This window comes from Paenibacillus sp. J22P165 (assembly GCF_059692015.1).
The window spans coordinates 248,775-272,756 of the sequence record NZ_JCAUAP010000009.1 but is presented as its reverse complement, the minus strand read 5'-3'; the positions used below and the strand labels follow the sequence as shown (position 1 = coordinate 272,756).

Genomic DNA, 23,982 nt, shown 5'->3' with positions numbered 1-23,982 from the left:
TGAACCTGCGGGACGGCTTTCTCGTTTATGACTAGTTACGACCACGAATGACCATCATTAGGCCGCCAACGACAATGAGCCCGATTGCGATGATCGAATTGTTATGGAAGAGCGTTCCAAAGATCGAGCTGATGGAGAATATCGCAAAGAACAGCAGCGACATCACCGTAAGAATATTAATCGGTATGAGCAAAAACTTATTGCGACCACCGAACCAATACAATTCGAACAGGCCGACAGCGACAGCCAGCATGAAGCCTGGCCACATAAGATGCCAAATATTGAAGAGGGCGGAGATTTGACACACGATTCCTGCCGTTAGTAAGATACCACCGGGAACGAGTACGCCTACACCACGTCGTTGCATGATGAAGAAGTATAACCAGTGAAAGAAAACTCCGATGGGTATAACGAACAGTGTCGGCCAGAAATACTGAAATATTGTGCCTGAGCTGAACGATACATCCCCTTTTAGAAACATAAAAACACCTAACAGAATTAAGATCGGGCCGAGAAAAGCGCTGCGATTCATATTCATATTCAATTGGTTCACTCCTACTGTTTGGATTCATTACTCTAAGAATACCATGACAGGGTACACGTGTCTTCCGACTATAGGGAAGGACGAAGATCGGTCTGAGGACTGATTTGTTGGGTTCATGTTTAGGTGTAGATGGGGGGGAGTTAGGCTTGAGCATGGAGAAAAATATCCTGATTTCGCCTTTGCGGATGCTCTTCCGTTGCGATTAACTGGAAAAACTACAGCTAAATTTTCTCAGAACATCGTCAAAAAGAAAATAACTGGATTTCCTACAGCTAATTTTGCCTAATCTGGTCTATATAGGGTTAAAGCTGAAAATTAGCTACCTATTTTCCATCTAAATGAACAAATGCGATCATTTGCCCTGTATTAGATGTAGTTTTTCCAGTTAATTCAATTACAATCTACTCAAGTTGCTGGCAGGGGAGCTGGTCGTGCAATTGTTAGAGGAGCTTGAGGAGGAGTGGACGGGATGGATGGGGGAGTAACTACTACTGGTGGGAGTAACGGAGTGAGCAGAATATAGGGAAATACAGGTAGAGTAGAGGTAGAAGAGAACGTGAAAGTGGGCATGCAGGTGGAGTGGGTTCCGTAGCGGTAATGGTAGCAGCAAGCAGCTCCCCCTCACGCCAAAAAAGCCCTCCCCCCACAAACATGGAAGGAAGGCTTCTATAGATGGACCCTATAACCCCTTACTAGAAAAACTTCACGAGCTCATCCTTGATCGCATCGTTGGAACCGCCAACCACCTTCTGGAACTGTGGTTTGTCGAACAGTGCTTGGATTTGCTCCGGATATGTCTGAGCAATACCGCGCAAGCGAATCGACTCATCGAACTTCGCCGGATGCGCAGTGGACAAGGACACGGTCACCTCGCCAGGAGCAGCGAGCTTGTCTGCAGCGGCCACACCGCACGCTGTGTGCGGATCGAGCAGGTACTCGTACTTCGCGTGGTAGGCGCTGATCGTGTCGAGACACTCCTCGTTCTTCACGCCATACGCAGCGAAGTCAGCCTGCACCGCTTGCAGCTTATCGGCAGGAATCACCACGCGGCCTTCGGCCTTGAATTGCTCCATGATGGCATTAACAGCCGCAGCGTCTTCGCCGTACAGATAGAACAAGTAGCGCTCGAAGTTGCTTGCCACTTGAATGTCCATGGACGGGCTGTAGGTGCCGCGGAACTCGCCAGGTTGGTACACGCCTTCTTGCACGAAGCGCTCAAGAATATTGTTTTCATTCGTAGCAAGAATAAGCTTATGGATAGGAAGGCCCATTTTTTGAGCTAGGTAGCCAGCAAAAATATCGCCAAAATTACCAGTCGGCACACTGAAGTTCACCTTCGCTGCTTGTTGCTCTTGTGGTAATTGGAAGTAGGCGTAGAAATAATACACCGTTTGCGCCAAAATACGAGCAATGTTGATGGAATTAATCGCACGCAAGTGATAGCGATGCTTGAACTCGACATCAGCAAAAAGTTCCTTGATAATGCGTTGGCAATCATCGAAGGTGCCTTCAACGGATAGATTCAACACATTTGCATCATTGACAGTTGTCATTTGCAATTCTTGTACCTGACTAACCTTTTGGTGCGGGTGCAGGATACAAATCCGAATGCCTTCTTTGCCGCGAACGCCCTCGATCGCAGAAGCACCTGTATCACCGGAAGTAGCGCCGAGGATATGGATGATCGAATTCGTTTTACGTGAAACGTAAGCATATAGATTGCCGAGGAATTGCAGCGCAATATCCTTAAAAGCGAAAGTAGGCCCGTGGAACAATTCCAACACATACGTATCATCGCTCAGGCGTTTAACCGGTGTTACGGCTTCGTCGCGGAACGTTGCGTAGCTTTCATCAACAAGCTGTTTCAGCTCATCGCGAGGAATTTCATTGTTCACATAGAGAGAGAAAATTTCAAGAGCCAGCTCTGAGTAGGAGAGCTTCGACCAGCTTTGAAGTGTTTCAGCAGATAGCTGTGGGATGTTATTCGGTACGAGTAGACCGCCGTCATTGGCCAATCCCATGAGGATCGCATCGATGAAGCCGATGGGTGCTACTTTGCCGCGAGTGCTAATGTATTCCATATGAGTCCCCTTATACGATTGAATTTTCAGTTATTGTATCAAAAAACAGAACATTTGGACAGTGTACATCCATCATGGATGCGCTTCTTAGAAAATGAAAAGAACCCTCCCGAAGACGAATAGGGAAGGTTCTAATCTAAGCTTACTCTTCTTTAGGCGCTACAACGATTTTCCAAGCGTTACTGATGGGCGGCAAGCTTTTCGTCATGACAGGACTATAGAACCCGATCACTTTCGTGCCTTTAACGAGGGAGGATCTCTCTACAGGATCACCTTTGCCATCAACAATAGCGGTATCTTTTCCGATTTGCAGAACAATTTCATCTTGCGCAAGGTCGGTAAGACCTTCACCTTTGATAAGAATACTGCCATCTTTACGCACATCTTCAATGATTCCTGCAGTTCCTAGCGCGCCCTTGTGGCTAGTGCTGTCGAGCACAGTGATCTTAGATGCGGACGTCTGCGGCGGCAAGCTCATCGTCATTGCCATGGAATGCTCAGCAGTGATCGTCAAGCCTACATGAAGGTCTGCAAGCGTTAGTTTGGAACCATCTAGCATTTGGTACGTTGTTTCTGGGCCTACATTGAGGACAATACCACCCGTGCCGGTGTCTTGAATCTGGATCGCTGCGTTATCTCCATTTGTACGGATTGAAGTAATAACGCCAGTTGATTGCACCTTTTTAGCCTCCTCTTTCATCGACATCGCAATCGTGTGCGAATTAGGAATATCAGGTGCAATTGCGGCTGCATAAGCCGTTCCAGTTGTCAGCATGCTGGATAGGGAGAGGATCGCGAGCGTTTTACGTATCATCGGTTTCATTGTTGGTAAACTTCCTTTCTATATGTAAAATATAGGTATAGTCTGTTCCCTTTGGCGTTCGTATATGTAAGAAGATTGCGGAAGAGGCGAAAGTTTTATTTTATAAGAGAGCGGGTGTGGACTTCACTTGTCTTAAACTATAGAATCAATGAGTATGCCAAGAATTCAAAAAGAGGTGGGAAATGTGTCTTTTGTTATGAAGCTTCGCTGGTTTTTCAAAGAGAGATGGAAGTATTATGTACTGGCAGTCTCCCTATTAATCGGTGTGAATCTATTAGCGACGATTCCGCCTAAAATGATTGGGAATATAGTTGACCATATTCGTACTGAGGATTTAACAGCTTCCGGGCTTCATCATACGGTTTTCATGCTGATTGGACTTTCACTGCTTCTGTATGTCATGACCTTTCTGTGGATCACGAACCTATTCGGCAACTCTGCTTTAATAGAGAAATTGCTTCGAGGGCGTTTGTTGACGCATTTGTCTAAAATGTCTCCACCGTTTTTCCAACGCAACTCAACGGGACAACTGATGGCACTCGCGACGAATGATATTCTAGCGATTGGTCAAACCTCCGGTTACGGGGTGATGACGCTCGTATCGACGATTGTAGGTGCTTCAGTTGTCATCGTTATGATGGTGTCGTTGATCTCCTTTAAATTAATGCTTGCGGCGCTAATTCCGCTGCCTTGTCTGGCTTTGGTGATTAATCTATTAGGCAAAAAGGTCCGCGTACGCTTCCTAGCAGCACAGGCTTCCTTCGGTGTCATGAATGATCATGCTTTGGAATCGATCTCTGGCATAAGAGTCATTCGCTCCTACGTGCAAGAGGCGCAAGATTTGAAGGCATTCGATGCTGTTACATCGGATGTGATGAACAAAAACCGCCGCGTCTCGATGCTCAATGCGCTATTTCAACCGTTGACCTCGTTGATCGTTGGCATCAGCTATTCGATCGGCATCGGATACGGCTCGTATCTTGTGTTTCAAGGTGAAATCACATTGGGGCAACTCATTTCCTTCAATATTTACCTCGGTATGCTGATCTGGCCGATGATTTCCTTCGGTGAGTTTATTAACGTTCTGCAACGTGGTAGTGCCTCGGCGGATCGTTTGGATAAGGCGCTGATGCAGAAGGCAGATCTCGTCGATGCCGAGAAGCCAGTCCATATCGCTGTACCAGAACGTATTGAGATGAACGATTTGACGTTCACTTATCCGACAGCGAACCATCCGAGTCTCGTTCATGTCTCTTTTCAGCTAGAGCGAGGTCAAACACTGGGTATCGTCGGTCGGACCGGCAGCGGTAAAAGCACGCTGCTTAAGCAACTGCTGCGCCAATATCCTTTAGAAGCAGATAAGCTGCGCATTTCGGGTGTACCGATTGAGCAAATTGCGATTGACCAAATGAAACGTTGGGTCGCTTATGTGCCACAGGAGCATTTATTGCTCTCGAAATCCATTCGGGATAATGTAGCGCTAGGCAAACATACGGCTACACCAGAAGAGATTGCGCACGCCGTGGAAATGGCCTCTTTTACCCAAGACATTGCTCAGATGCCAGAAGGTTTAGCGACCATTGTCGGTGAGAATGGTGTGATGTTGTCCGGTGGTCAGAAACAGCGCTTAGCGATTGCGAGAGCATTACTGATTGATTCGGAGATTTTGCTGCTCGATGATTCGCTCTCTGCTGTAGATGCACGTACGGAAAGTCGCATTCTTCAACACATTCGTAAAGAGCGCGCGGGGCGTACAACGCTTATTTCCACACACCGTCTATCTGCGGTAAGCCATGCCAACTGGATTCTCGTTCTTGATGAGGGCAGAGTCATTGAAGAGGGCACGCACGAGGAGCTCATGCATTTCGGAGGTTGGTACCGCGAGCAATGGGATCGTCAACAGATGGAAGCAAGTCTCGAGGATTGAGAAAGGAGGACGATTATTTTGTCTAAACCGACAACGGCAAGACGACTGATTTCTTACGCGCTCGTCTACAAGTTCAGAATTCTCGGAGCGCTGCTGATTCTTTGCTGTTCAGTAGCTGCCGAGCTGGGCGGGCCTTATATAACGAAAACAATTATTGATAAATACCTCTCCACCGGTGCTCATGAAATGGCGCCTGTGCTTAAATTGCTCGGTATCTATCTGGGATTACTGTTGGCAGCGGGTCTATGTAATTACTCGCAGGCTTATATCCTCCAATCTACCGCGCTGCAAATTATTAAAAACATGCGGATGGATCTGATGGCGCACATTCAACGCATTTCGTTGCGTTACTTCGATAACACACCGATCGGTCAGGTTGTATCTCGTATCGCGAATGATACGGAGGCTGTTCGTGATCTCTTTATGAGCTTCATGGCAACTTTCGTTGTTAGCATGCTGCAGTTAGTTGGTATTTACATCGCACTTTTCTTGTTGGATTGGCAACTAGCGATGTTCTGCTTAGTGCTGCCGCCGATATTTGTGATGATTATGTATATCCATCTCAAATATTCAAAGGTTTTTATTACCATCATGCGTGCTAGACTCAGCGATATGAATGCGATGATCAATGAGTCGATTGTCGTGATGCCGATCATTCAGGCTTTTCGTCGGGAGAAAGTTACGCTGGATGAGTTCGAAGTGCTGAACATGGATCGTTATGTCAATCAACGGAAGCAGTTTCGAATCTACGGCCTTTCTACTCGGAATGTGGTGGGCACGATAGGTAGTTTGGTAACGGCAATGGTGATATGGTATTTTGGCGGAAAATCTTTAGAGAGCGCGATTTCATTCGGCGTATTCTATGCCTTTATTGATTATTTGGGTCGGATTTTTCAGCCGATCATCGGGATATTCGATCAGTTGACAAATGCTCAGCGGGCTTTCGTGTCAGCGGAGAAGGTATTCACTATCCTTGATATGGACGGTCAAGATGTAGAGGAAACGGATCACGTTCGTCGTCCTGAGGGGATCGTGAAGTTCGACAATGTTACCTTCGCTTATAAAGAAGGGGAAAACGTATTGAAGGGCATCTCCTTTGAGGCGCGAAAAGGGGAAACCATCGCCTTAGTCGGGCACACGGGATCAGGCAAAAGCTCCATTCTAAACCTGCTCCTAGGCTTCTACGAGCCCAATGAGGGCGCCATCACGATTGATGGGCATAACATCAAGGGAATGTCGAAACAGGCGCTGCGCAAGCATATGGGGATCGTGCTGCAGGATCCGTTCCTGTTCGCGGGAGACATCAAGTTCAACGTGAGCCTGTACAATCCTGATATCTCGTTGGACAGAGTGAAGGCTGCACTGCGTGATGTTGGAGCTGCTGGCTTTATCGAGCAGCTGCCGAAAGGCTACGACGAGCAGGTCGTCGAGCGGGGAAGCACGCTGTCCTCCGGTCAGCGGCAGTTGATCTCGTTCGCGCGCGCCTTGGCGTTCGACCCGTCGATCCTGATTCTCGATGAGGCCACGGCCTCCATCGACAGTGAGACGGAAGGGCTCATTCAGCAGGCGCTGAAAGTGGTTAGCGAAGGGCGGACGACACTCGTCATCGCGCATCGGTTGTCCACGATCCGCGACGCGGATCAAATTCTTGTGCTGCACCGCGGCGAAATCGCCGAGCGGGGCAATCACGACACGCTCATGGCGCTAGGCGGGCGCTACGCGAAAATGTACCAACTGCAGAAGGGTTCTTCGGCAGTTGTAGGGTAAGGCAGGGCGCTTCCTCGGTTGATGAGGAGGCGCCTTTTGTGTTTGTGGTCGGGCCTGTGCGTGACGCCGGTCAGAGGGATGGAGAAGGCGTCTCTCGGGAGCGGTGGAGTGGCTTCTTGCTCTGAGATTCATCTGGCGTTGCCCGTGGCTCTGGATGTCAGCAGTAGCGCCAATTCTAACGCTGAAGCGACTACGCCTCCTATCCAACGCCCTCGGCGTCAGCCTCCGCCATCGTCAACCGTCGGATTAACTGGAAAACCTCCATCTATTTTCGGGGATTTTGCCCCTGATGGACGAATAGATGGAAAACCTCCAGCTAAAATCGCCGATTTTAGGTTTGGTGGGCAAATACAGCCAAAATAACTACAAGAAATACAGTTAAGTTCTCTGAAGTGAGGAAAGTGGCGAAATTAAATGTACTTTTTACAGATAAAATGCGAGCGTGAGATGGAATTGTGGGCAAGGGGGAGTGGATAGCGAATAGCGTAAGTAGTGTGTAGAAGAAGCCCCCGCTAGCCAATGATCACACGAAAATCGAACCAATATTTACAAATTTTGTTTGACATGCAACTAAATTGTTGCATATAATAGGCGCATGGACAAACTTTTTAAAGCACTCGCAGACGGAACACGCAGAGAATTACTAGACATCTTGTTCGTGAATAACGGACTATCCTTAACAGATCTCTGTCAGCAAATGACGATGAGTCGTCAAGCTGTTACCAAGCATCTTTTGCTGCTGGAGGAGGCAAATCTGGTTACGGTCATATGGCATGGCCGCGAGAAGCTTCATTATCTGAACCCGGTGCCCATCGGGGAGATTTACCATCGCTGGATCGGTAAGTTTGATCAACGCCGAATCGAGGCGTTAACCAATTTGAAGCAAGCCCTTGAGGAGGATTCGAATCATGAATAAAAAGTCTTTCGTGTACGTGACTTACATCGCTACCACACCTGAGAAGCTGTGGGCAGCCCTGACGAGCAGTGAATTTACGAAGCAGTATTTTTTTGGTCGGGAAATCATCTCAGATTGGCAAGTCGGTTCGAGCTTTCACTTAATGAATAAAGACAAGACGGAGCATTACGGTGAAGTTCTTATCTATGAGCCGTACCGCTTGCTCGCGATTACTTGGAGCATCAAGGACGCGGAAGGTGATCGGATGTCCAACGTGACATATGAATTAACGCCATTGAACGGTACGATCAAGCTGACACTTCGTCATGAAGAGCTGTTAGAACAGGATATTCGTAAGGATGAAGGCAAGATCGAAGGATTTAACAATGGCTGGCCTGTCATTCTCAGCAATTTGAAGAGTCTGCTCGAAACAGGCAAAACACTACCAGCATTCTAAAGGAGAGCGAAATGATGAGCGCAAATCCATTGAATTACTCCGTTAACAACGCGGGTGCATTTTCTGATTTTGCAAGTGTGACGGAAGGCAGGTTGAAGGGTAAATCCTTTCTAAAAGACGCCTTACAACTGACGAGTATGGAAGTTTCACTTAATCATTTATCCCCGCAAGGGGAGATCCCCTTTTATCATAAGCACCAACAGAATGAAGAGCTCTACATTTTTCTTCAAGGGCAAGGTCAAATCCAAGTGGACGGAAACGAAATAGATGTGCACGAAGGCACGTCCATTCGCATTGCACCTGACGGTGTGAGAGTGTTGCGGAACACGTCGAAGACAGAAGGTCTGCATTTTATTGTCATTCAAGCCAAGGAGAACAGCCTCACCCAATGGGTGGAGTCAGACGGAATCATTCTGGAACAACAAGTCGAATGGGCGAATACGCACTAGTTATTTACCTACAAAAAAAACAGCGGCAAGCGAAGACTTATGTTTAAGTCCTAGCTTGCCGCTGTTTCGTTATTTTCTTACTTCACCTTACGCTCCCGCAGATAGCTCCACAGTATTAAGACAAACCCCGCACCAGTCAATCCCGCGCCGATCCAAGGCAGAGACGCCAGGCCTGTGTGCGTAATCGCCCAGCCGCCAAGGAAAGCACCGCCGGCATTACCAAGATTCAACGCTGAGTGTGTTGAGGTAGCTGCCAGCTCGGGCGCCTCTTTGGCTAGATTCATAATGCGAATCTGCAGGCCAGGCAAGATCCCGAACGAGGCAATTCCCCATATGAATAGGGTGATAACGGCGGCAACCGGGAATTGATCGGTATAGGCGAATACAACTAGAATAAGCGCCAACGCTGCAAAGTTAATGATGAGGGAAGGCATGAGCTTCCAGTCCGCCATTTTTCCCCCGAGTATGTTACCTAGAGTAACCCCAAAGCCGAATAAAATGAGAATCCACGTTACGCTGCTCTCTTTAAACCCTGTAATGTTGATAAGGATTGGCGCGATGTAGGTGAATACCGCAAACAAGCTGCTGCAGCCTAATGCCCCAATTAGAAAAACAAGTAACAAACGCGGTTGTAGAAGAGAACGAACTTGCTTCACAAGGCTGCTGTTTGTTTTCTGAGCAATCTGTGGAATGAAAATGAGAATACCAATGAAAGAGATGATCCCCATGATGACAACGGCACCGAAGGATGCCCGCCAGCCGAGATGTTGACCGATGTAGGTTCCGAGCGGGACGCCAAGAATGTTCGCGATGGTTAGACCAGCCATCATCACTGAGATGGCACTAGCCCTCTTTTCAGGCCGAACAAGATTCGCCGCGATGACAGAACCAACCCCGAAGAAGGTACCGTGAGCCAAAGCAGTGATTAAGCGTGCTACAAGTACGATCCCGTAGGACGGAGCTAGCGCGGCTAAGCCATTGCCTAGGATGAAGATGAGCATCAGCACGAGTAGAAGGCGTTTTTGCGGGAGTTTATGTGTCAACATAGCGAGAATTGGCGCACCGAATGCTACGCCAAGTGCGTAACCGGTGATCAATTGCCCCGCTTGCGAAATGCTAACGTTCAAATCATCGGCCACATTAGGCAGAATCCCCATAATAACGAACTCCGTCATACCAATGGCGAAAGCGCCAACCGTTAGGGAGAAAAGGGAGATAGGGAACCGCTCTTTCTCGGTCACTGTCCCTTGTAAAGCTTGTGAAGTGTTCATAATTGCGTAGAACCCACCTTTCTTTCTTAAAGCCTTAATCATAACACGAGTCGTATGGGAAAAGGTGTGACATTCTGTTCATTATTTTTCCATTTGTAGAGAAAGGGGGATAGGGCAAGCTAGATTTAGGTGATGTTCAAATCGTAAAATACCTGTTGACTTTTATCTCTAAATAAAGTATCTTTAAATTAAGATAAACGAGGCAAACAAGAAACGAGGTGAGGCAAACATGAGCGAAACAAGAAATAATTCTCTAGATCTTTATATCGCCCTTTCTAGAGCGAGTGAGTGGGTGAATGCCCACGGGGATCGAGATATTCGCAAGCATGGACTGAACCGAACAGAGTTTGGTGTTCTCGAACTACTGTATCATAAGGGAGCACAAGCCATTCAACAAATTGGCAGTAAGGTATTGATGAGTAGTGGGAACATTACCTATGTCGTAGATAAGCTAGTCAAGAAGGAATTCGTCGTGCGCAATACATCGACGGAAGATCGTAGATTGATTTTTGCTGAAATAACGGAAAAAGGGAAACATTTTATTGTGGAAGTATTTCCGAAGCACGCCGAAGTGATTGAACAGGCCGTGGCGGGGCTGACGGATGAAGAGAAGATGATGGCAAGTCGATTGCTGAAGAAACTCGGCAGGTATGCGCAAGAGGGATTTAAATAGAAGAAATGTCCCTCATTGCATGTCTCGCATTTTCTTAGATCTGGTATCTTAAAATAAAGATTCTTAAATATGAAGGAGTTGGCTATTATGACAACAACACAACAACAAACCGCAGGTATCCACCACATCACCGCTTTCGTTCAACATGCACAGGCAACTGTTGATTTTTATTCAGGTATCTTAGGACTACGTTTAATCAAAAAAACAATCAACTTCGATGCGCCGGAAGTTTATCATCTCTATTTCGGTAATGAAGCAGGCAGCCCAGGTACGATCATTACCTTCTTCCCTTACGCAGGTTCTCGTAAAGGTCGGGTCGGCGGCGGTCAAGTTGGTATTACGACTTATGCAGTGCCAACAGGCAGTTTATCTTTCTGGGAAGCACGCCTAACACAATTCGGTGTTGCTTTTGAGAAAAATGCTCGATTCGGCGAAACATATGTACAGTTTAAAGATCCAGATGGTCTAAGACTAGAGATTGTTGAGCGCGAGCAAGGTGCGCCAAGTCAGTGGGCATTTGGCGGCGTCCCTGTGGACAAAGCGATCAAAGGCTTCGGCGGGGCTGTTCTTTACAGCACAGCACCTGACAAAACTTCAGAGCTCCTTGTGAATGTCATGGGTCTGAAAAAAGTAGGGCAAGAAGGCGCCTATGCACGCTTCACTTCCTTCGGGGATTTGGGGAACATCATCGATATTAACGTAACGCCAATGGATTACGGTGCTGGCGGAGCGGGAACTGTTCACCATATCGCATGGCGTGCGAAAGATGATGCTGAGCATGCACTTTGGAGAAGTCATGTAGCGAATAACGGCTACCACCCAACACCAATCGTGGATCGTCAATACTTCAATGCGATCTATTTCCGTGAAGAAGGCGGCATCCTATTTGAGATTGCTACTGATCCTCCAGGCTTTGCTAGAGATGAAGCTCCGGAAGCACTTGGTGAGAAATTAATGTTGCCAGAGTGGTTCGAAGCAAGCCGTGATCAAATCGTGAAAAATCTACCGCCAATTGAAGTGCGCGTATTGGAAGGTGACCGGAAATGAGACATATCTATCAGCAAGGATCTGATTTGACTGCTCCCGTGCTCGTTCTGTTTCACGGAACGGGCGGGACAGAGAACGATCTGCTGCCTTTGGCGCAGGCAATTTCACCAACTTCCTCCGTACTTAGTGTACGGGGGAACGTCCTAGAGAACGGCATGCCGCGGTTTTTCCGTCGGCTAGCTGAAGGCATTTTCGATGAAGAGGATCTTATCTTCCGCACGAAGGAAGTGTACGATTTCATCGATGAAGCAGCGATAGAGCATGGCTTCGATCGCAGCAACGTTGTTGCGATCGGCTACTCGAACGGCGCGAACATCGCGGGCAGCCTCTTGTTCCACTATCCGAATGCGCTTCGCGCAGCCATTCTGCATCATCCAATGGTGCCGCGCCGCGGCATCCCGCTGCCTGATCTCTCAAATACGCCTGTCTTTATCGGCGCAGGCAAAAACGATCCAATCTGCTCCCCAGAGGAGTCAGAGGAGCTTGAGCGTTTATTGAGCGATGCGGGCTCGGATGTCCATGTGCATTGGGAAAACTCCGGCCACCAATTGACCCGCTCAGAAGTTTTTGCAGCAGCAGAATGGCTTAAAGGGCTCTCACTCTAATAGAAAGGGGGGATCGTCACAATGACAATGGTAGGTATCGATCCGTCAGCTCAAAGCGAGCGAGAGAATTATAAGCTGCTCATTGGCAGCATTATTCCGCGGCCGATCGCTTTTGTCTCGACGCTATCCGCGGAAGGCGTCTTGAACGCTGCTCCCTTCAGCTATTTCACCATCGTGACGGCAGATCCCCCGATGGTCGCCGTTTCCGTGCAGCGGAAGCAGGGTGTCCGCAAGGACACCTCCCGCAACGCGGTCGATACAGGCGCATTCGTTGTTCATATCTCGGACGAATCCTATATCGACCAGATCAACCAGAGCGCCGCTGCGCTGCCGCCAGAGGAAAGCGAAGTGACGCTGACAGGGCTAACGCCTGTTGCGAGCCGACACATCGCGGTGCCTGGCATCGCTGAAGCGAGCATCCGCATGGAATGCGTCCTCGAGCAGGCGATACCGCTCGGTGGAACTCCGGACGTACCCGCGGCAGATTTACTAATCGGACGTGTCGTCTATTTTTACATCGATGACAACTTAGTTGACAACGGACATATTGACCCGCACAAGCTGAAGCCCGTAAGTCGGCTAGCGGGCAGTTCGTATGCGAAGCTTGGAGAGCTTTTTGCCATAGATCGCCCGGTATAATCGAGAGACGAATCGCTTCGTTCTAAAAGCAGAACGAGAGGCGATTCGTCTCTTTTTTGTTATAGATGCGTAACATTATGAAAACACCTTATTTACCAGTTTGGGAGAGTATTTAGGAGAATAACGTTATTATATATCGCTATTTGATCCAAACGGCCATATTTCTCTCGTTTTGATGGAAATAGCGCTGTTTCATCGCTCTATTTCTACATAGAACCTGCATGTAGAGCAAATAGCGTTATGGCACACCCTTATTTAAATTCCTTCCCTGCTGAAAGTCAGCATAGCTCGATTTTTGCAGCGACTTACTTAAATTGCATTTTACAAAAAGGGGTTACCCACTTATGATGAGATAGCTGTGTAATATTTGTTACCGTATAACGGGAACTTATTTCGATTCGTCACGTACTACTTCAAAGGTTTTAAACTTACGAGATTCGACACGACGTTGAGAGAGGGAGTTCTAACAGGATGAAGCATGAGGATAAGGGTGGGTGGCGGAAAGATATCGCGCCTTACGAAAGACCACATATGAAGCATAGTGTGTGGCAAATCATCAATACAGTGGGACCCTTTTTCGTGCTTTGGTATTTTGCTTTTCTAAGCCTTTCCGTTTCCATTTGGCTCACTTTCGTGATTGACTTAATTGCTGCTGGATTTTTAATCCGGATATTTATCATTTTTCATGACTGTTGTCATAAATCTTTTTTTAAAAACAAACTCGCTAATGAAATTGTTGGCACACTAACAGGAATATTAACCTTCGTACCGTACCATCAGTGGCGCCATACACACTCTGTTCATCATGCATCCAGCGGTAATTTGGACAAAAGAGGCGTTGGTGACATCTGGACGCTTACTGTAGATGAATATATGCAAGCAACATGGCTCAAACGTATGACATATCGCTTATACCGGAGTCCGTTCGTAATGTTTATTATCGGACCGATCTTCATTTTCTTGATTGATTATCGGTTTAACCGCCGGAAGGTAGGCATGAAAGAAAGAATCAATACGTATATAACGAATATCGGTATTGTTGGCAGTATTGCTTTACTTTGTTGGGGGATCGGCTGGCAGTCGTTCTTGCTGATTCAAGGACCGATGTTCTTCTTCTCAGGTATGGCTGGAATTTGGTTGTTCTATGTACAACATAACTATGAGGAAACGTACTACGAGAATAATGAAGAGTGGGACTATGTCAAAGCGGCGATGCATGGCAGCTCCTTCTATAATTTACCGCGTGTTCTCCATTGGATTACAGGTAATATTGGCTATCACCACATTCATCACTTAAGCCCGCGCGTGCCCAACTATCATTTGCAAGAAGTGCACAATAAGAATGCAGCACTACGTAATGTTCAGACCATTACACTGAAAACGAGTCTGGAATCGCTGAAATTCCGTATCTGGAACGAGGAGACCAAGAAGTTCATTCAGTTCAAGGATTTGAAGCAGTTCCGTGTGAAAGTGAAGCCGCGTATTATTAAAGCCGTAGATGTTGAATAAGAAATGTGTCTGACCTGTGATCATCTTCAGGTTGGGCGCTTTTTTTTATCACAATAGCGTTGAAATGCCCAAGTGGGCACTGTATAATCCAACTATAACGTCAAAAAGTGAACAGGTGTTTATTAATGCAAATTTTAAAAGATGAAGTCAAACAAAGTATCCGCCAAGCGGCATTGGCCGAGTTTAAGAAGCATGGGTATTTGAAAGCCTCCATTCGGCAAATTGCAGACGCCGCAGGCATTACACCTGGCAACATCTATCGCTACTTCAAGAGCAAGGATGATCTCTTCGATGAGCTTATCCAACCGATTCAAGAGCAATTGGCTGAGGTGCTTAGAGTTAGTAAGCAAGAGGTAGATAATACCCTTTGTACCGCTTTATCTAATCATTTGGTCATTCTTCGCCGGATTGATGCCTCTCTAATGATTCTTTTCAAGGAGTCCAGTACGGAACTAACCATTCTGTTGAACTTAAGTGAGGGCTCTCGATTCGCATCGGCGAAACAAGACATGATTACACTAGTACATCAGATTATTTCGGAAGTATTTACCGCGGAAATAGCGCCTTCAGGCACGTTACCACAGAGGGAACAGCTGACTGCACAGATGATTGCGACGACAATGATTGAAAGTATTTGTCTGATTTTGCGTGACCATGAAGATGGCGATACGATTAAAATGCTTGTTGATGAACTGTTGTACCTGTATTGCACAGGTATTTCAGAAAAAATAAAGCTAAGCCAGTCTTAAAATTTTTTGCCCCAATAATGAACGCTTGTTTACTATCAGGGTGAGTGGAGGAGAAGAGAGAATGAAATCAATTATTAAATGGCGCTGGGCGATTCTAGCCGCATGGTTGGTGGCGACGGTATTGCTGTCGGTTTTCCAACCGAATGTGAACGCGATTCTTGGCCTAAGAGGGCAGGATCCGTTGCGTAGTGATGCACCGTCTAAGGTTGCCTCAGCGATTTTGAACAAAATTAATGGGGTCGAGGGCACGAGTGATATCGTGGTTTTCCATAACCCAAACAAACTGTCGGATACGGATATGAAGGCGATCGAGGCAGGTATTACGAATTTGAAAAGCCATCAAGCTGAGCTTGGTTTCGATCAGTTGATTGATCCATTCACCACGCCGGAGGCGAAGTCATCACTCATTTCTGGGGATGGCACAACCTTAATGGCAAGCTTCTCTTTAGACAAAAGAGGGCGCCACGTCGAGGACATTAAGGAAGAATTTGAAACTGTTTTGAAGGACGTAAAAGTGGAGTATTACCTCTCTGGGGAGGATTTCATCCAGGATGATTATATTAAAGTGTCGGAGTCTGGTGTTGAAAAAAGTGCCGCACTTACGGTTATTTTCATTCTAGCTGTTCTGATAATTATGTTCCGTTCTGTTATTATTCCGGTCGTTTCCTTGCTAGCGGTCGGTATTTCGTACCTCGTGTCCATGGGGATTGCCGCGCAGCTCATTGATAAGTTTAACTTCCCTGTGACGAGTGTCACACAGATGCTGTTAATTTTGATTTTGTTCGGGATTGGTACCGACTATAACATTCTTTTATTCAACCGTTTCAAAGAGGAATTATCCCATGGCTTATCCGTGGATGAAGCGATTATTGTGACCTACCGCACAGCGGGTAAAACGATTTTTTACAGTATTTTGACTGTATTCATTGCGTTTGCTGCATTAACATTCTCGGATTTCGGAATTTATCAGTCAGGGAATGTCGTGGCGATAGGTACGGCCATACTCCTGCTCCAAATTGTAACGGTGACACCATTTTTCATGAAAATGCTTGGCAATAAGCTCTTCTGGCCTTCCAAGGGAACGACCGGGCATAAAGAGAGTAAATTCTGGGCGGGCTTGACAAAAATCGCGGTGAAAAGACCGATTATTACGACCGTCATCATTCTGATTATTACGGTTCCACTTGCGCTTGCGAACCATCAGAAGCTGTCTTTTGACCAGTTGAAAGAGCTGGGGAATGATCACCCATCCACGAAAGGCTTTAGCCTTGTGGCGGAGCATTTTAGCCGGGGTCAGGCGCTCCCTACCATGGTCGTCATTGAGAATGACAAACCGCTTAACACGAATGAAGGTTTAGCGGCGATTGATAAGGTGACAGAGAAGCTGAAAACCATTCCTGGTGTTGATATGGTATCCAGCGTGACACAGCCGCAAGCGAAGCCGATTGATGACTTCTATATTTCTACGCAAACGAAGACGGTTGCCGATGGTATTACAGCCTCACAAAACGGTGTAAATCAAATACGTGATGGACTTAAGCTGATGCAAAGTAAGCTAGATGCGCCAGATACGTCTAGCGTTGGCCAACTGGTAGATGGCACGAGTCAAGTGCAGGAGGGCTATAGCAAGCTGACGACTGCGCTTGATCAAGTGGCTACTGGTATCGCACAAGGAGCCGGCGGTGCAGGTGAGCTAAGCTCGGGAATTGCTGCGCTGAAGGATGGCATGGCTCAAGTGAGTACCAATAGCGTTAAGATTACGGATGGTTTGACGCAGCTTGGTCAAGGCTATAACGCTATGAGTGATGGTTACAGTCAGATTGAGACGCAACTTGGAGGCATCCAGCAAGGTTTGGTCGGCATGAATGGTCTAATTGGCGGGCTTGGCAGCAAATACAGCCAGCTAACAACAGATGCTGATTACATTAAGCTGAAGCAAACGGGTGAAGGTCTTGCCTCCGGTTTGACGCAGTTGAGCGGCGGCTTAGGAGAGCTTGGCAAGAATGCTGCGAAGTTGAACGGTGCTTTTGCCGATGCGACGCAAGGCCTGGCGCAAGTGAATGGTGCGCAAGCGCAGCTTGCCGCAGGGCTTACGCAGCTGGAGAGCGGAGCGGCTGAGCTCGCCAAAGGGCTGAAGCAAGGCAGCGCGGGCAGCCGTGAGATCGCTGCGAACATGGCGAAGCTGAACGCTGCGCTAGGCAGCGTCAAAGACGGTCAGCAGAAGCTGAGCGAAGGCTTGTCGGGTCTCAGCGGCGGCATGGGCCAGCTGAAGGACGGCCTTGGTCAGAGCGGCAACGGACTCGGTGACGTGTCCGAGGGGTTGGGTAAAACGAGCCAGTTCTTGACGCAACTGAATGGCTCGAAGACGTTCTTTATCCCGAAAGAAGCGCTGTCGAGCGCAGATTTCGGGAAGTCCTTGGACAATTTCATGTCCAAGGATCGGACGATGACGAAGATGATCGTCATCTTGAAGGATGATCCGTATTCATCGGCGGCGATGGATACGATTGAAGGGATTAACACGGAGCTGGCTGCCAGCGTGAAGGGCACAGTGCTCGAGCATGCGAAGTTCGGCGCAGCAGGACCGAGCTCGACGACGTACGACACGAACAAGGCGCAGCTGAAGTCGTTCAATAGCACCGCGATTATTGTCATCATCGGTGTGTTCATCGTCTTGCTGTTCGTTATTCGTGCCTTCTGGCCAGCTGTCTACATCATTCTGAGCCTAGTCATTTCCTACTACGTGGCGATGACGGCGACGAATGTCGTGACGGATAAAATCATCGGTGCCGATGGGGTTTCCTCCTTCGTACCGTTCTTCTCCTTCATCATTATTATTGCTGTTGGCGTCGACTACAGCATCTTCCTGATGATGCGCTACAAAGAGCTTGGCGATCTATCGCCTTCGAAGGCGATCGTGCAAGCTGCCAAGCACATCGGCGGCGTGGTAATCTCGGCGATGGTCATCCTTGGCGGAACCTTCGCCACACTGGTGCCATCCGGTCTCGTTCTGTTGATCGAGCTAGCTGTGGCCGTCATCGTTGGCCTCATCGTGCTCTGCTTCGTCTTGCTGCCGATGCTGCTGCCTGCGCTGCTGGCTATGCCAGAAGCGCTGCGGGCAAAGCGCGGCGTCACGGCGCACAAAGTGTCGACGGAGAGCCGTACAGCGTAACGATCGTATAAAGAAGTGCCTTCCCACCTTTGTGGGAGGGCACTTTTTTGCGTGTAAAAGTTAATCGCGAAGTGATGATTGGATAAAACTAGAAGTAAAAGCAGAACCTACTCGTAAAACACAGGGGGGGAATGACTATGATTTCTCTGTTTGTTGCTCTTATTCTGTTTGTAATCGGTCATCCAAAGAAAAGTGTTCGCCAGCAAGATCGCAGAATGATTCCTGCTTATGTCACCTTGCTGCTAATCGCTCTCATTCTTGCTGTCCTACATGCAACGGGAACCTCTTATGTGCTAACGGACACTATGCAAATCATAATGAATAGTCTTGTTGAAAAGGTAGGCGGTTAGTTTGTCGTTCTTGGGAAAACTCCTCAAAAAATCAGCCTCCAGCTCAACGCACGGACTGCTATTTGAAGCTCTTGATGCTCCTGATCTCGTAGAACAACAATTAAGTGGTAGTCTCGATAAGGACTTGCAGTTAATCCTCTCGACCACTCAGCATCCATCCGATCTTATTGTTCGTGAACTTCTCCTCCAGAGGGGTGATGGGTCGGAGATTCGTGCAGCTGTTCTCTATATCGATGGACTTGCCGAGAAGGATATTGTCCATCAATGTGTCATTCTCCCCTTGATGCAAATAGATCATCAAGCGGAAGTTACTTTAACGTATATCGAGAAATTTGTGATAACGGCTAGCGGTATCAAGCGCGTAAACACGCTTGCGGAGAGCATCAAGGGACTGCTGTATTCGAATACGCTCGTTTTACTGGATGGGGATGCGGAAATCTTGCTCATCACCTCGGAAGGATGGGAGCATCGTTTTGTAAGCAATCCGACCAGCGAGCCGGTTATTCGGGGACCTCAGGATGCGTTTAATGAGGTGCTTCGCACCAACACGGCCTTAGTCAGAAGAAAAATTAAAGATCCTAAATTGGTTCTTTTTCCGATTCAAATTGGCTCGCGCACGTTGACGGATGGAGCTATTGTGTATTTACAGGATGTAGCCAATCCAAGCATTGTTGGTGAGGTGAAGAGAAGACTGATGGCTATCGAGACCGAGGGAATCCTAGATAGCGGACAGCTGGAGGATTATTTGGAGGATTCACCACTCTCGCCATTTCCGCAAATTAGCTCGACAGAGCGAGTGGATAAAGCGGCTGCGGCCATCTTGGAAGGTAAAATTGTCGTTCTAGTGGACGGCACACCTTTTGCCTTAACCATGCCGATCACCTTTACAGAATTTCTACTCTCGACAGAGGATTACTACACGAGTTATATCGCAGCTACCATGTTGCGCTGGGTGCGATTCTTAGCGATGATGATGGCGCTTACGATGCCATCGATCTATATCGCAATTACGACGTATCATCAAGAAATGATTCCGACGGAATTGATGCTTGCCATTGCGAGCAACCGCAGCGGTATTCCATTCCCTGCTTTTGTAGAAGCGCTGATTATGGAAATCAGCATGGAACTGTTGCGGGAGGCGAGTCTGCGGCTGCCTGGCACGATGGGGCAAACGATTGGTATCGTTGGCGCGCTCGTGATTGGACAGGCGGCGGTTCAGGCGAATATTGTTGGCCCAGTACTGACCATCATCGTTTCTTTTACAGCGATTGGCGCCTTTGCCATACCTAATTACAATGCGTCCTTAGCCATCCGTTTGCTGCGTTTTCCTATCATGATTCTAGCCGCTGTTTTCGGTATTTTTGGTATCGTATTCAGCACCAGCGCGATACTCATTCACATGATTCATCTGCGTTCTTTTGGCGTCAGTTATCTGGCAGCATTGACTCCGCAATCGCTCAAAGCAGTCGATGATTCCATTGTCTTCAAGAAACCGGCGCCACTACTCAAATATCGTCAATCATTTCTTGGTCCTAAGAAGCAAAAACCTTAAGTGAGAAGAGGAACATCCTTGTCATCTGCCCAACTAACAACTAAGCAAATTATGATTCTTCTCTGCTTTACTGTGTTTGGTACGATATTTTTTACACTTCCACGTACGATAACACAGGCCTCGGGACACAGTGGATGGGTGTCTATTCTGCTCGGCGGCCTGATGGTTATTCCGTTTCTCTGGCTAATCACACAAATCGGTTCGTCTATGCAAGAGATGAGCATTATCGCTTATTGTCTGAGCTTATTCGGACCGTTCTTTGGCCGCGTGTATGCACTCTTCATTTTGGTGCCGCTGGTCTTTCTTTCTGGTACCTCAATTAGACTTGTTGGCGAATTATTCGTTACGCTGATTCTTCCAGAAACACCATTGGAGCTGATTGCAATCATGTTGATTCTCCTACGCTACTATCTGGCGAAAGGAGGGATGGCATCCATTGCACGCTGGGGAGAAGTGGTTATGCCCGGTGTTGTCGTATTGATTATTATTATGTTTGGTCTCTCTTTTCAAAAAGTGGATATGGAACGCATACTGCCACTTGTGAATGCCTCCTTTATGGATGTGTTTAGGGGTTCTTTAGCTATTTGGAGTGTTTTCTCTGAGATTAGTGTGTTGCTATTTATTTATCCGCAAATCAAGCATAAAAACCACATGTTCAAGAAGCTGATCTGGTGCACGATCATTGTTATGTTTCTATTCGAGGTTATCTTTCTAGTTACGATAGGAACCTTTGGCAGTGCGTATACGCAGAGGCTTTTGTTTCCGGTCGTCGAGTTAATCAAAGATATTGCGATCTTTGATTTTATCGAGCATCTGGAGAGTATCTTCTTGGCGCTATGGGTATTCATCAATGTGTCAAAGGGGGCATTAACGTTCTATGCCTGCTGTATCGGTACACGAGATTGGTTCGGCACGAAAGATTATAAGGAATTGATGATGCCTGTTTCCGTCATTATGTTCTATATTTCGTTACTACCTGACAATATTTACGTTTCCATTGTTAGTTTTGAAATTGCGAAAGGAGTTACATTTTGTTGGTATGCCTTCATCCTTCTCGCCATTGTTTGGATTGCAGGTAAGATGAAAGCAAGGAGAACCGCGAATGAACAGAATACTTAGAACGGTGCTATCGCTGGGCCTCTTGCTGAGCGTAACCACAGGCTGTTGGAATCGCCAAGAACCGGATAAGGTCGAATACGTCCTTGCCGCAGGCATTGACCTTAATGATAAAGGACAAATCGTCCTTACCGTGCTTACGCCTGTATTGGAGGCATTAAAGCCGATGAGTGGTTTGAAAGGGGAGCAGAAGAAGACCTTGAGTGTCGTTGGGAATACAACATTCGAGGCTGTACGATCCTACATAAAAATAACAGGAAAAAAGCTGTACTGGTCCCATTTGCAAATGTTATTAATTGGGGAATCCGCTGCAAAAACAGATGCGCGTTATTACTTTGACTTCTTCTCGTCGGATCCCGAGCTTCGGGGTACGGCTTATATTGCCACGGTAAAAGGACGTGCGCTGGATATGCTGGAATCCAGTCCAGACATTACAGCTTTATCGTCGAATTATTTGAAAGAAATCATAAAAAACTCGGATTTGGAAGGGAAAGCTGCCCAGGTGTATCTATCTGAGTTTGCTCGAAAGCTTGCACAACCAACAGGTGCTCAGCCCTTCAGTCCGATTATACGTTTAATTGATCAAAGCGAGTACGTCAAAACGATTGTTGGTGTGAAGCCCTATGAGCAGGGGGACACCCAACAATCCACGTTATTTTATGCTAATGGAACAGGCGTGTACTCTGACGGGAAGATGGTAGGGACATTGAATGGGACGGAGACAAGGGGCTTTTTATGGGTCATGGGGAAATTAAAATCAGCACTTGTCGTCGTGCCCTGTCCGGATGAAACCGATTGTCACATATCCTTGGAATTATCCGGTGAAAAGGTTAGTAAACGAAGAGTGGAGTATCAGGATGGAAAAGCCAAAATTCAACTGCGAATTACCGTGGAGTTCAATATCGGAGATAAAGCGAGCACCAAGTTTAAAACAAATCCCCAAACGATCGCCTATGTCCAAGATCAATTTTCCAAAACGATACAGAATGAAGTGAAGATGGCTTTTCACAAAGTTGCTGTCGACTATCATTCGGACATATTTGCTTTCGGCAATAGCCTTGAAGATCGAAATCCTAAACTATGGAAGCAAATTAAAGATCGGTGGGAGAAGGAGATATTGCCAGAGGCCGAACTGGACATACAGGTCATCTCCAAGCTTCGCAGAACGTCAAGAACGCTCTATTCGCCTTGGGTGAAGTCTGATCATTCTTAATTAGATGTAAGTGAGGGGGGCGTATGATGCACGTAATGAAGCATGATCGTCCTCTTTGCTTTTTCCCGAAAACCTAAAAAAAACACAAGTCGGTGAAAAGCCATTCCATTGTTGAAAGCGCTACATCCGGGTACGATAGACCTATAACATCGACGATGATGAGTGAGGGGGGCCAGAGGATGGCGGTCAACGCACAAGCGGTAAAGCAGATGAGTGAGCGAAAGCAGGTAAGTAAGGGAAAGGCCTTGCTGCGAACGTTTTGGAAGTATAGGGCGCTATATTTAATATCGCTGCCAGGCATTATTTATTTTATAGTTTTCAAGTATGTACCGTTGTTAGGCTCTGTTATTGCGTTTCAGGACTACAACATTTTTGACGGCTTCACAGGCAGTAAGTGGGTGGGACTTGAACATTTTACCCGGATGTTTGCTCACTATGATTTTCTCAATATTTTAAAAAATACAGTACTCATTGGTGTCTATGATCTATTGTTAGGGTTTCCGGCACCGATTATTCTTGCCCTGCTCTTGAACGAGCTTCGCATCGTGGTGTACAAACGTGTGCTTCAAACGGTCGTATACATGCCGCACTTCCTGTCCTGGGTTATCGTGAGCGGGATTGCGATCGGTATTCTATCCCCGTCTACAGGGGCAGTTAACCACTTCATTACTTGGTTAGGTTTTGAACCTATTTATTTTATGGGTGAAGAATCATGGATTCGTACCGTGTTGATTTCTTCAGGGATTTGGCGTGATTCTGGTTATGGAACCATCATTTATTTAGCCGCGCTAGCTGGGATTAATCCAGATTTATATGAAGCTTCCGAAGTGGATGGCGCTAATCGGTGGAGACAAACGATATCCATTACGCTACCTTCCTTGTTGCCGACGATTATGATTTTGTTCCTCTTACACATTGGTAAATTCCTTGACTTTGGCTTCGAGCGTGTGTATGTATTCTTAAATCCGCTCAACAAAGAAAGTGGAGAAATTCTAGATACGTATATTTATGCGCAGGGTCTGCAAGGTCAACAATTTAGTTATACGACAGCTATTGGGCTTTTCAAAGCCGTTGTAGGCGTCATCTTTATTGTTACAGGAAATATTTTAAGCAAAAAAACAACGGGTGAAAGCTTGTACTAAG

22 protein-coding genes are annotated in these 23,982 nt (G+C 47.0%); 18 read left to right on the top strand and 4 right to left on the bottom strand.

Features of this window, described 5'->3' with window-relative positions; translation table 11 throughout:
- Window positions 1-31: 31 nt before the first annotated feature.
- From AC58QM_RS23725 to AC58QM_RS23715, 3 genes are all read right to left on the bottom strand, one after another.
- Window positions 32-538: a hypothetical protein gene (locus AC58QM_RS23725; protein ID WP_497287442.1), complete on the bottom strand. Its 507-nt coding sequence runs from the start codon at window positions 536-538 to the stop codon at window positions 32-34.
- Between the two features lie 698 nt (window positions 539-1,236).
- The gene (gene thrC, locus AC58QM_RS23720; protein ID WP_497287320.1) at window positions 1,237-2,625 is read right to left on the bottom strand and encodes a threonine synthase; all 1,389 of its coding nucleotides are present in this window, start codon (window positions 2,623-2,625) and stop codon (window positions 1,237-1,239) included.
- A gap of 142 nt (window positions 2,626-2,767) precedes the next feature.
- The gene (locus tag AC58QM_RS23715; protein WP_497287319.1) at window positions 2,768-3,448 is read right to left on the bottom strand and encodes a hypothetical protein; all 681 of its coding nucleotides are present in this window, start codon (window positions 3,446-3,448) and stop codon (window positions 2,768-2,770) included.
- A gap of 184 nt (window positions 3,449-3,632) precedes the next feature.
- On the opposite strand from AC58QM_RS23715, the gene AC58QM_RS23710 reads away from it, so the two are divergent.
- The 6 genes from AC58QM_RS23710 (at window position 3,633) to AC58QM_RS23685 (ending at window position 8,943) form a co-directional block, all read left to right on the top strand.
- Complete coding sequence (locus tag AC58QM_RS23710) at window positions 3,633-5,375, top strand: ABC transporter ATP-binding protein (protein ID WP_497287318.1); 1,743 nt, start codon at window positions 3,633-3,635, stop codon at window positions 5,373-5,375.
- Window positions 5,376-5,393: 18 nt separating this feature from the next.
- The gene (locus AC58QM_RS23705) at window positions 5,394-7,142 is read left to right on the top strand and encodes an ABC transporter ATP-binding protein (RefSeq protein ID WP_497287317.1); all 1,749 of its coding nucleotides are present in this window, start codon (window positions 5,394-5,396) and stop codon (window positions 7,140-7,142) included.
- Window positions 7,143-7,178: 36 nt separating this feature from the next.
- Window positions 7,179-7,505, top strand: a complete 327-nt coding sequence (locus AC58QM_RS23700) for a hypothetical protein (RefSeq protein WP_497287316.1) — start codon at window positions 7,179-7,181, stop codon at window positions 7,503-7,505.
- A 232-nt stretch (window positions 7,506-7,737) separates the two neighbouring features.
- Window positions 7,738-8,058 carry an ArsR/SmtB family transcription factor gene (locus AC58QM_RS23695; RefSeq protein WP_310499993.1) on the top strand — a complete coding sequence of 107 codons (321 nt, stop codon included), beginning with the start codon at window positions 7,738-7,740 and terminating at the stop codon, window positions 8,056-8,058.
- The gene (locus AC58QM_RS23690) at window positions 8,051-8,494 is read left to right on the top strand and encodes an SRPBCC family protein (RefSeq protein ID WP_497287315.1); all 444 of its coding nucleotides are present in this window, start codon (window positions 8,051-8,053) and stop codon (window positions 8,492-8,494) included. Before AC58QM_RS23695 ends, AC58QM_RS23690 begins: the two co-directional genes overlap by 8 nt.
- A gap of 11 nt (window positions 8,495-8,505) precedes the next feature.
- The gene (locus AC58QM_RS23685; RefSeq protein ID WP_497287314.1) at window positions 8,506-8,943 is read left to right on the top strand and encodes a cupin domain-containing protein; all 438 of its coding nucleotides are present in this window, start codon (window positions 8,506-8,508) and stop codon (window positions 8,941-8,943) included.
- 77 nt (window positions 8,944-9,020) lie between these two features.
- On the opposite strand, the gene AC58QM_RS23680 is transcribed toward AC58QM_RS23685, so the two are convergent.
- The gene (locus AC58QM_RS23680; protein ID WP_497287313.1) at window positions 9,021-10,214 is read right to left on the bottom strand and encodes an MFS transporter; all 1,194 of its coding nucleotides are present in this window, start codon (window positions 10,212-10,214) and stop codon (window positions 9,021-9,023) included.
- A 229-nt stretch (window positions 10,215-10,443) separates the two neighbouring features.
- Here AC58QM_RS23680 and AC58QM_RS23675 point away from each other — a divergent pair, with 229 nt between their 5' ends.
- The 12 genes from AC58QM_RS23675 (at window position 10,444) to AC58QM_RS23620 (ending at window position 23,981) form a co-directional block, all read left to right on the top strand.
- Window positions 10,444-10,887, top strand: coding sequence for a MarR family winged helix-turn-helix transcriptional regulator (locus tag AC58QM_RS23675; RefSeq protein ID WP_497287312.1), 444 nt, complete (start codon window positions 10,444-10,446; stop codon window positions 10,885-10,887).
- Between the two features lie 87 nt (window positions 10,888-10,974).
- Complete coding sequence (locus AC58QM_RS23670; RefSeq protein ID WP_497287311.1) at window positions 10,975-11,934, top strand: ring-cleaving dioxygenase; 960 nt, start codon at window positions 10,975-10,977, stop codon at window positions 11,932-11,934.
- Complete coding sequence (locus AC58QM_RS23665) at window positions 11,931-12,539, top strand: alpha/beta hydrolase (protein WP_497287310.1); 609 nt, start codon at window positions 11,931-11,933, stop codon at window positions 12,537-12,539. Before AC58QM_RS23670 ends, AC58QM_RS23665 begins: the two co-directional genes overlap by 4 nt.
- 27 nt (window positions 12,540-12,566) lie before the next feature.
- Window positions 12,567-13,178, top strand: a complete 612-nt coding sequence (locus AC58QM_RS23660) for a flavin reductase family protein (protein ID WP_497287441.1) — start codon at window positions 12,567-12,569, stop codon at window positions 13,176-13,178.
- Window positions 13,179-13,649: 471 nt separating this feature from the next.
- Window positions 13,650-14,687 (top strand): Delta(5) desaturase DesA, encoded by a 1,038-nt coding sequence (desA, locus tag AC58QM_RS23655; RefSeq protein ID WP_497287309.1) that lies wholly within the window; start codon window positions 13,650-13,652, stop codon window positions 14,685-14,687.
- Between the two features lie 125 nt (window positions 14,688-14,812).
- Window positions 14,813-15,436: a TetR/AcrR family transcriptional regulator gene (locus AC58QM_RS23650; protein ID WP_497287308.1), complete on the top strand. Its 624-nt coding sequence runs from the start codon at window positions 14,813-14,815 to the stop codon at window positions 15,434-15,436.
- Window positions 15,437-15,497: 61 nt separating this feature from the next.
- Window positions 15,498-18,608: an MMPL family transporter gene (locus AC58QM_RS23645; protein ID WP_497287307.1), complete on the top strand. Its 3,111-nt coding sequence runs from the start codon at window positions 15,498-15,500 to the stop codon at window positions 18,606-18,608.
- Between the two features lie 137 nt (window positions 18,609-18,745).
- Window positions 18,746-18,958 (top strand): hypothetical protein, encoded by a 213-nt coding sequence (locus AC58QM_RS23640; protein ID WP_497287306.1) that lies wholly within the window; start codon window positions 18,746-18,748, stop codon window positions 18,956-18,958.
- A 10-nt stretch (window positions 18,959-18,968) separates the two neighbouring features.
- Entirely contained in the window at window positions 18,969-20,510 is a 1,542-nt protein-coding gene (locus tag AC58QM_RS23635) for a spore germination protein (protein ID WP_497287305.1), read from the top strand.
- 18 nt (window positions 20,511-20,528) lie between these two features.
- Window positions 20,529-21,629, top strand: a complete 1,101-nt coding sequence (locus AC58QM_RS23630; RefSeq protein WP_497287304.1) for a GerAB/ArcD/ProY family transporter — start codon at window positions 20,529-20,531, stop codon at window positions 21,627-21,629.
- Window positions 21,613-22,839 carry a Ger(x)C family spore germination protein gene (locus tag AC58QM_RS23625; protein WP_497287303.1) on the top strand — a complete coding sequence of 409 codons (1,227 nt, stop codon included), beginning with the start codon at window positions 21,613-21,615 and terminating at the stop codon, window positions 22,837-22,839. Before AC58QM_RS23630 ends, AC58QM_RS23625 begins: the two co-directional genes overlap by 17 nt.
- Window positions 22,840-23,048: 209 nt before the next feature.
- The gene (locus AC58QM_RS23620) at window positions 23,049-23,981 is read left to right on the top strand and encodes an ABC transporter permease (protein ID WP_497287440.1); all 933 of its coding nucleotides are present in this window, start codon (window positions 23,049-23,051) and stop codon (window positions 23,979-23,981) included.
- Window position 23,982 lies beyond the last annotated feature (1 nt).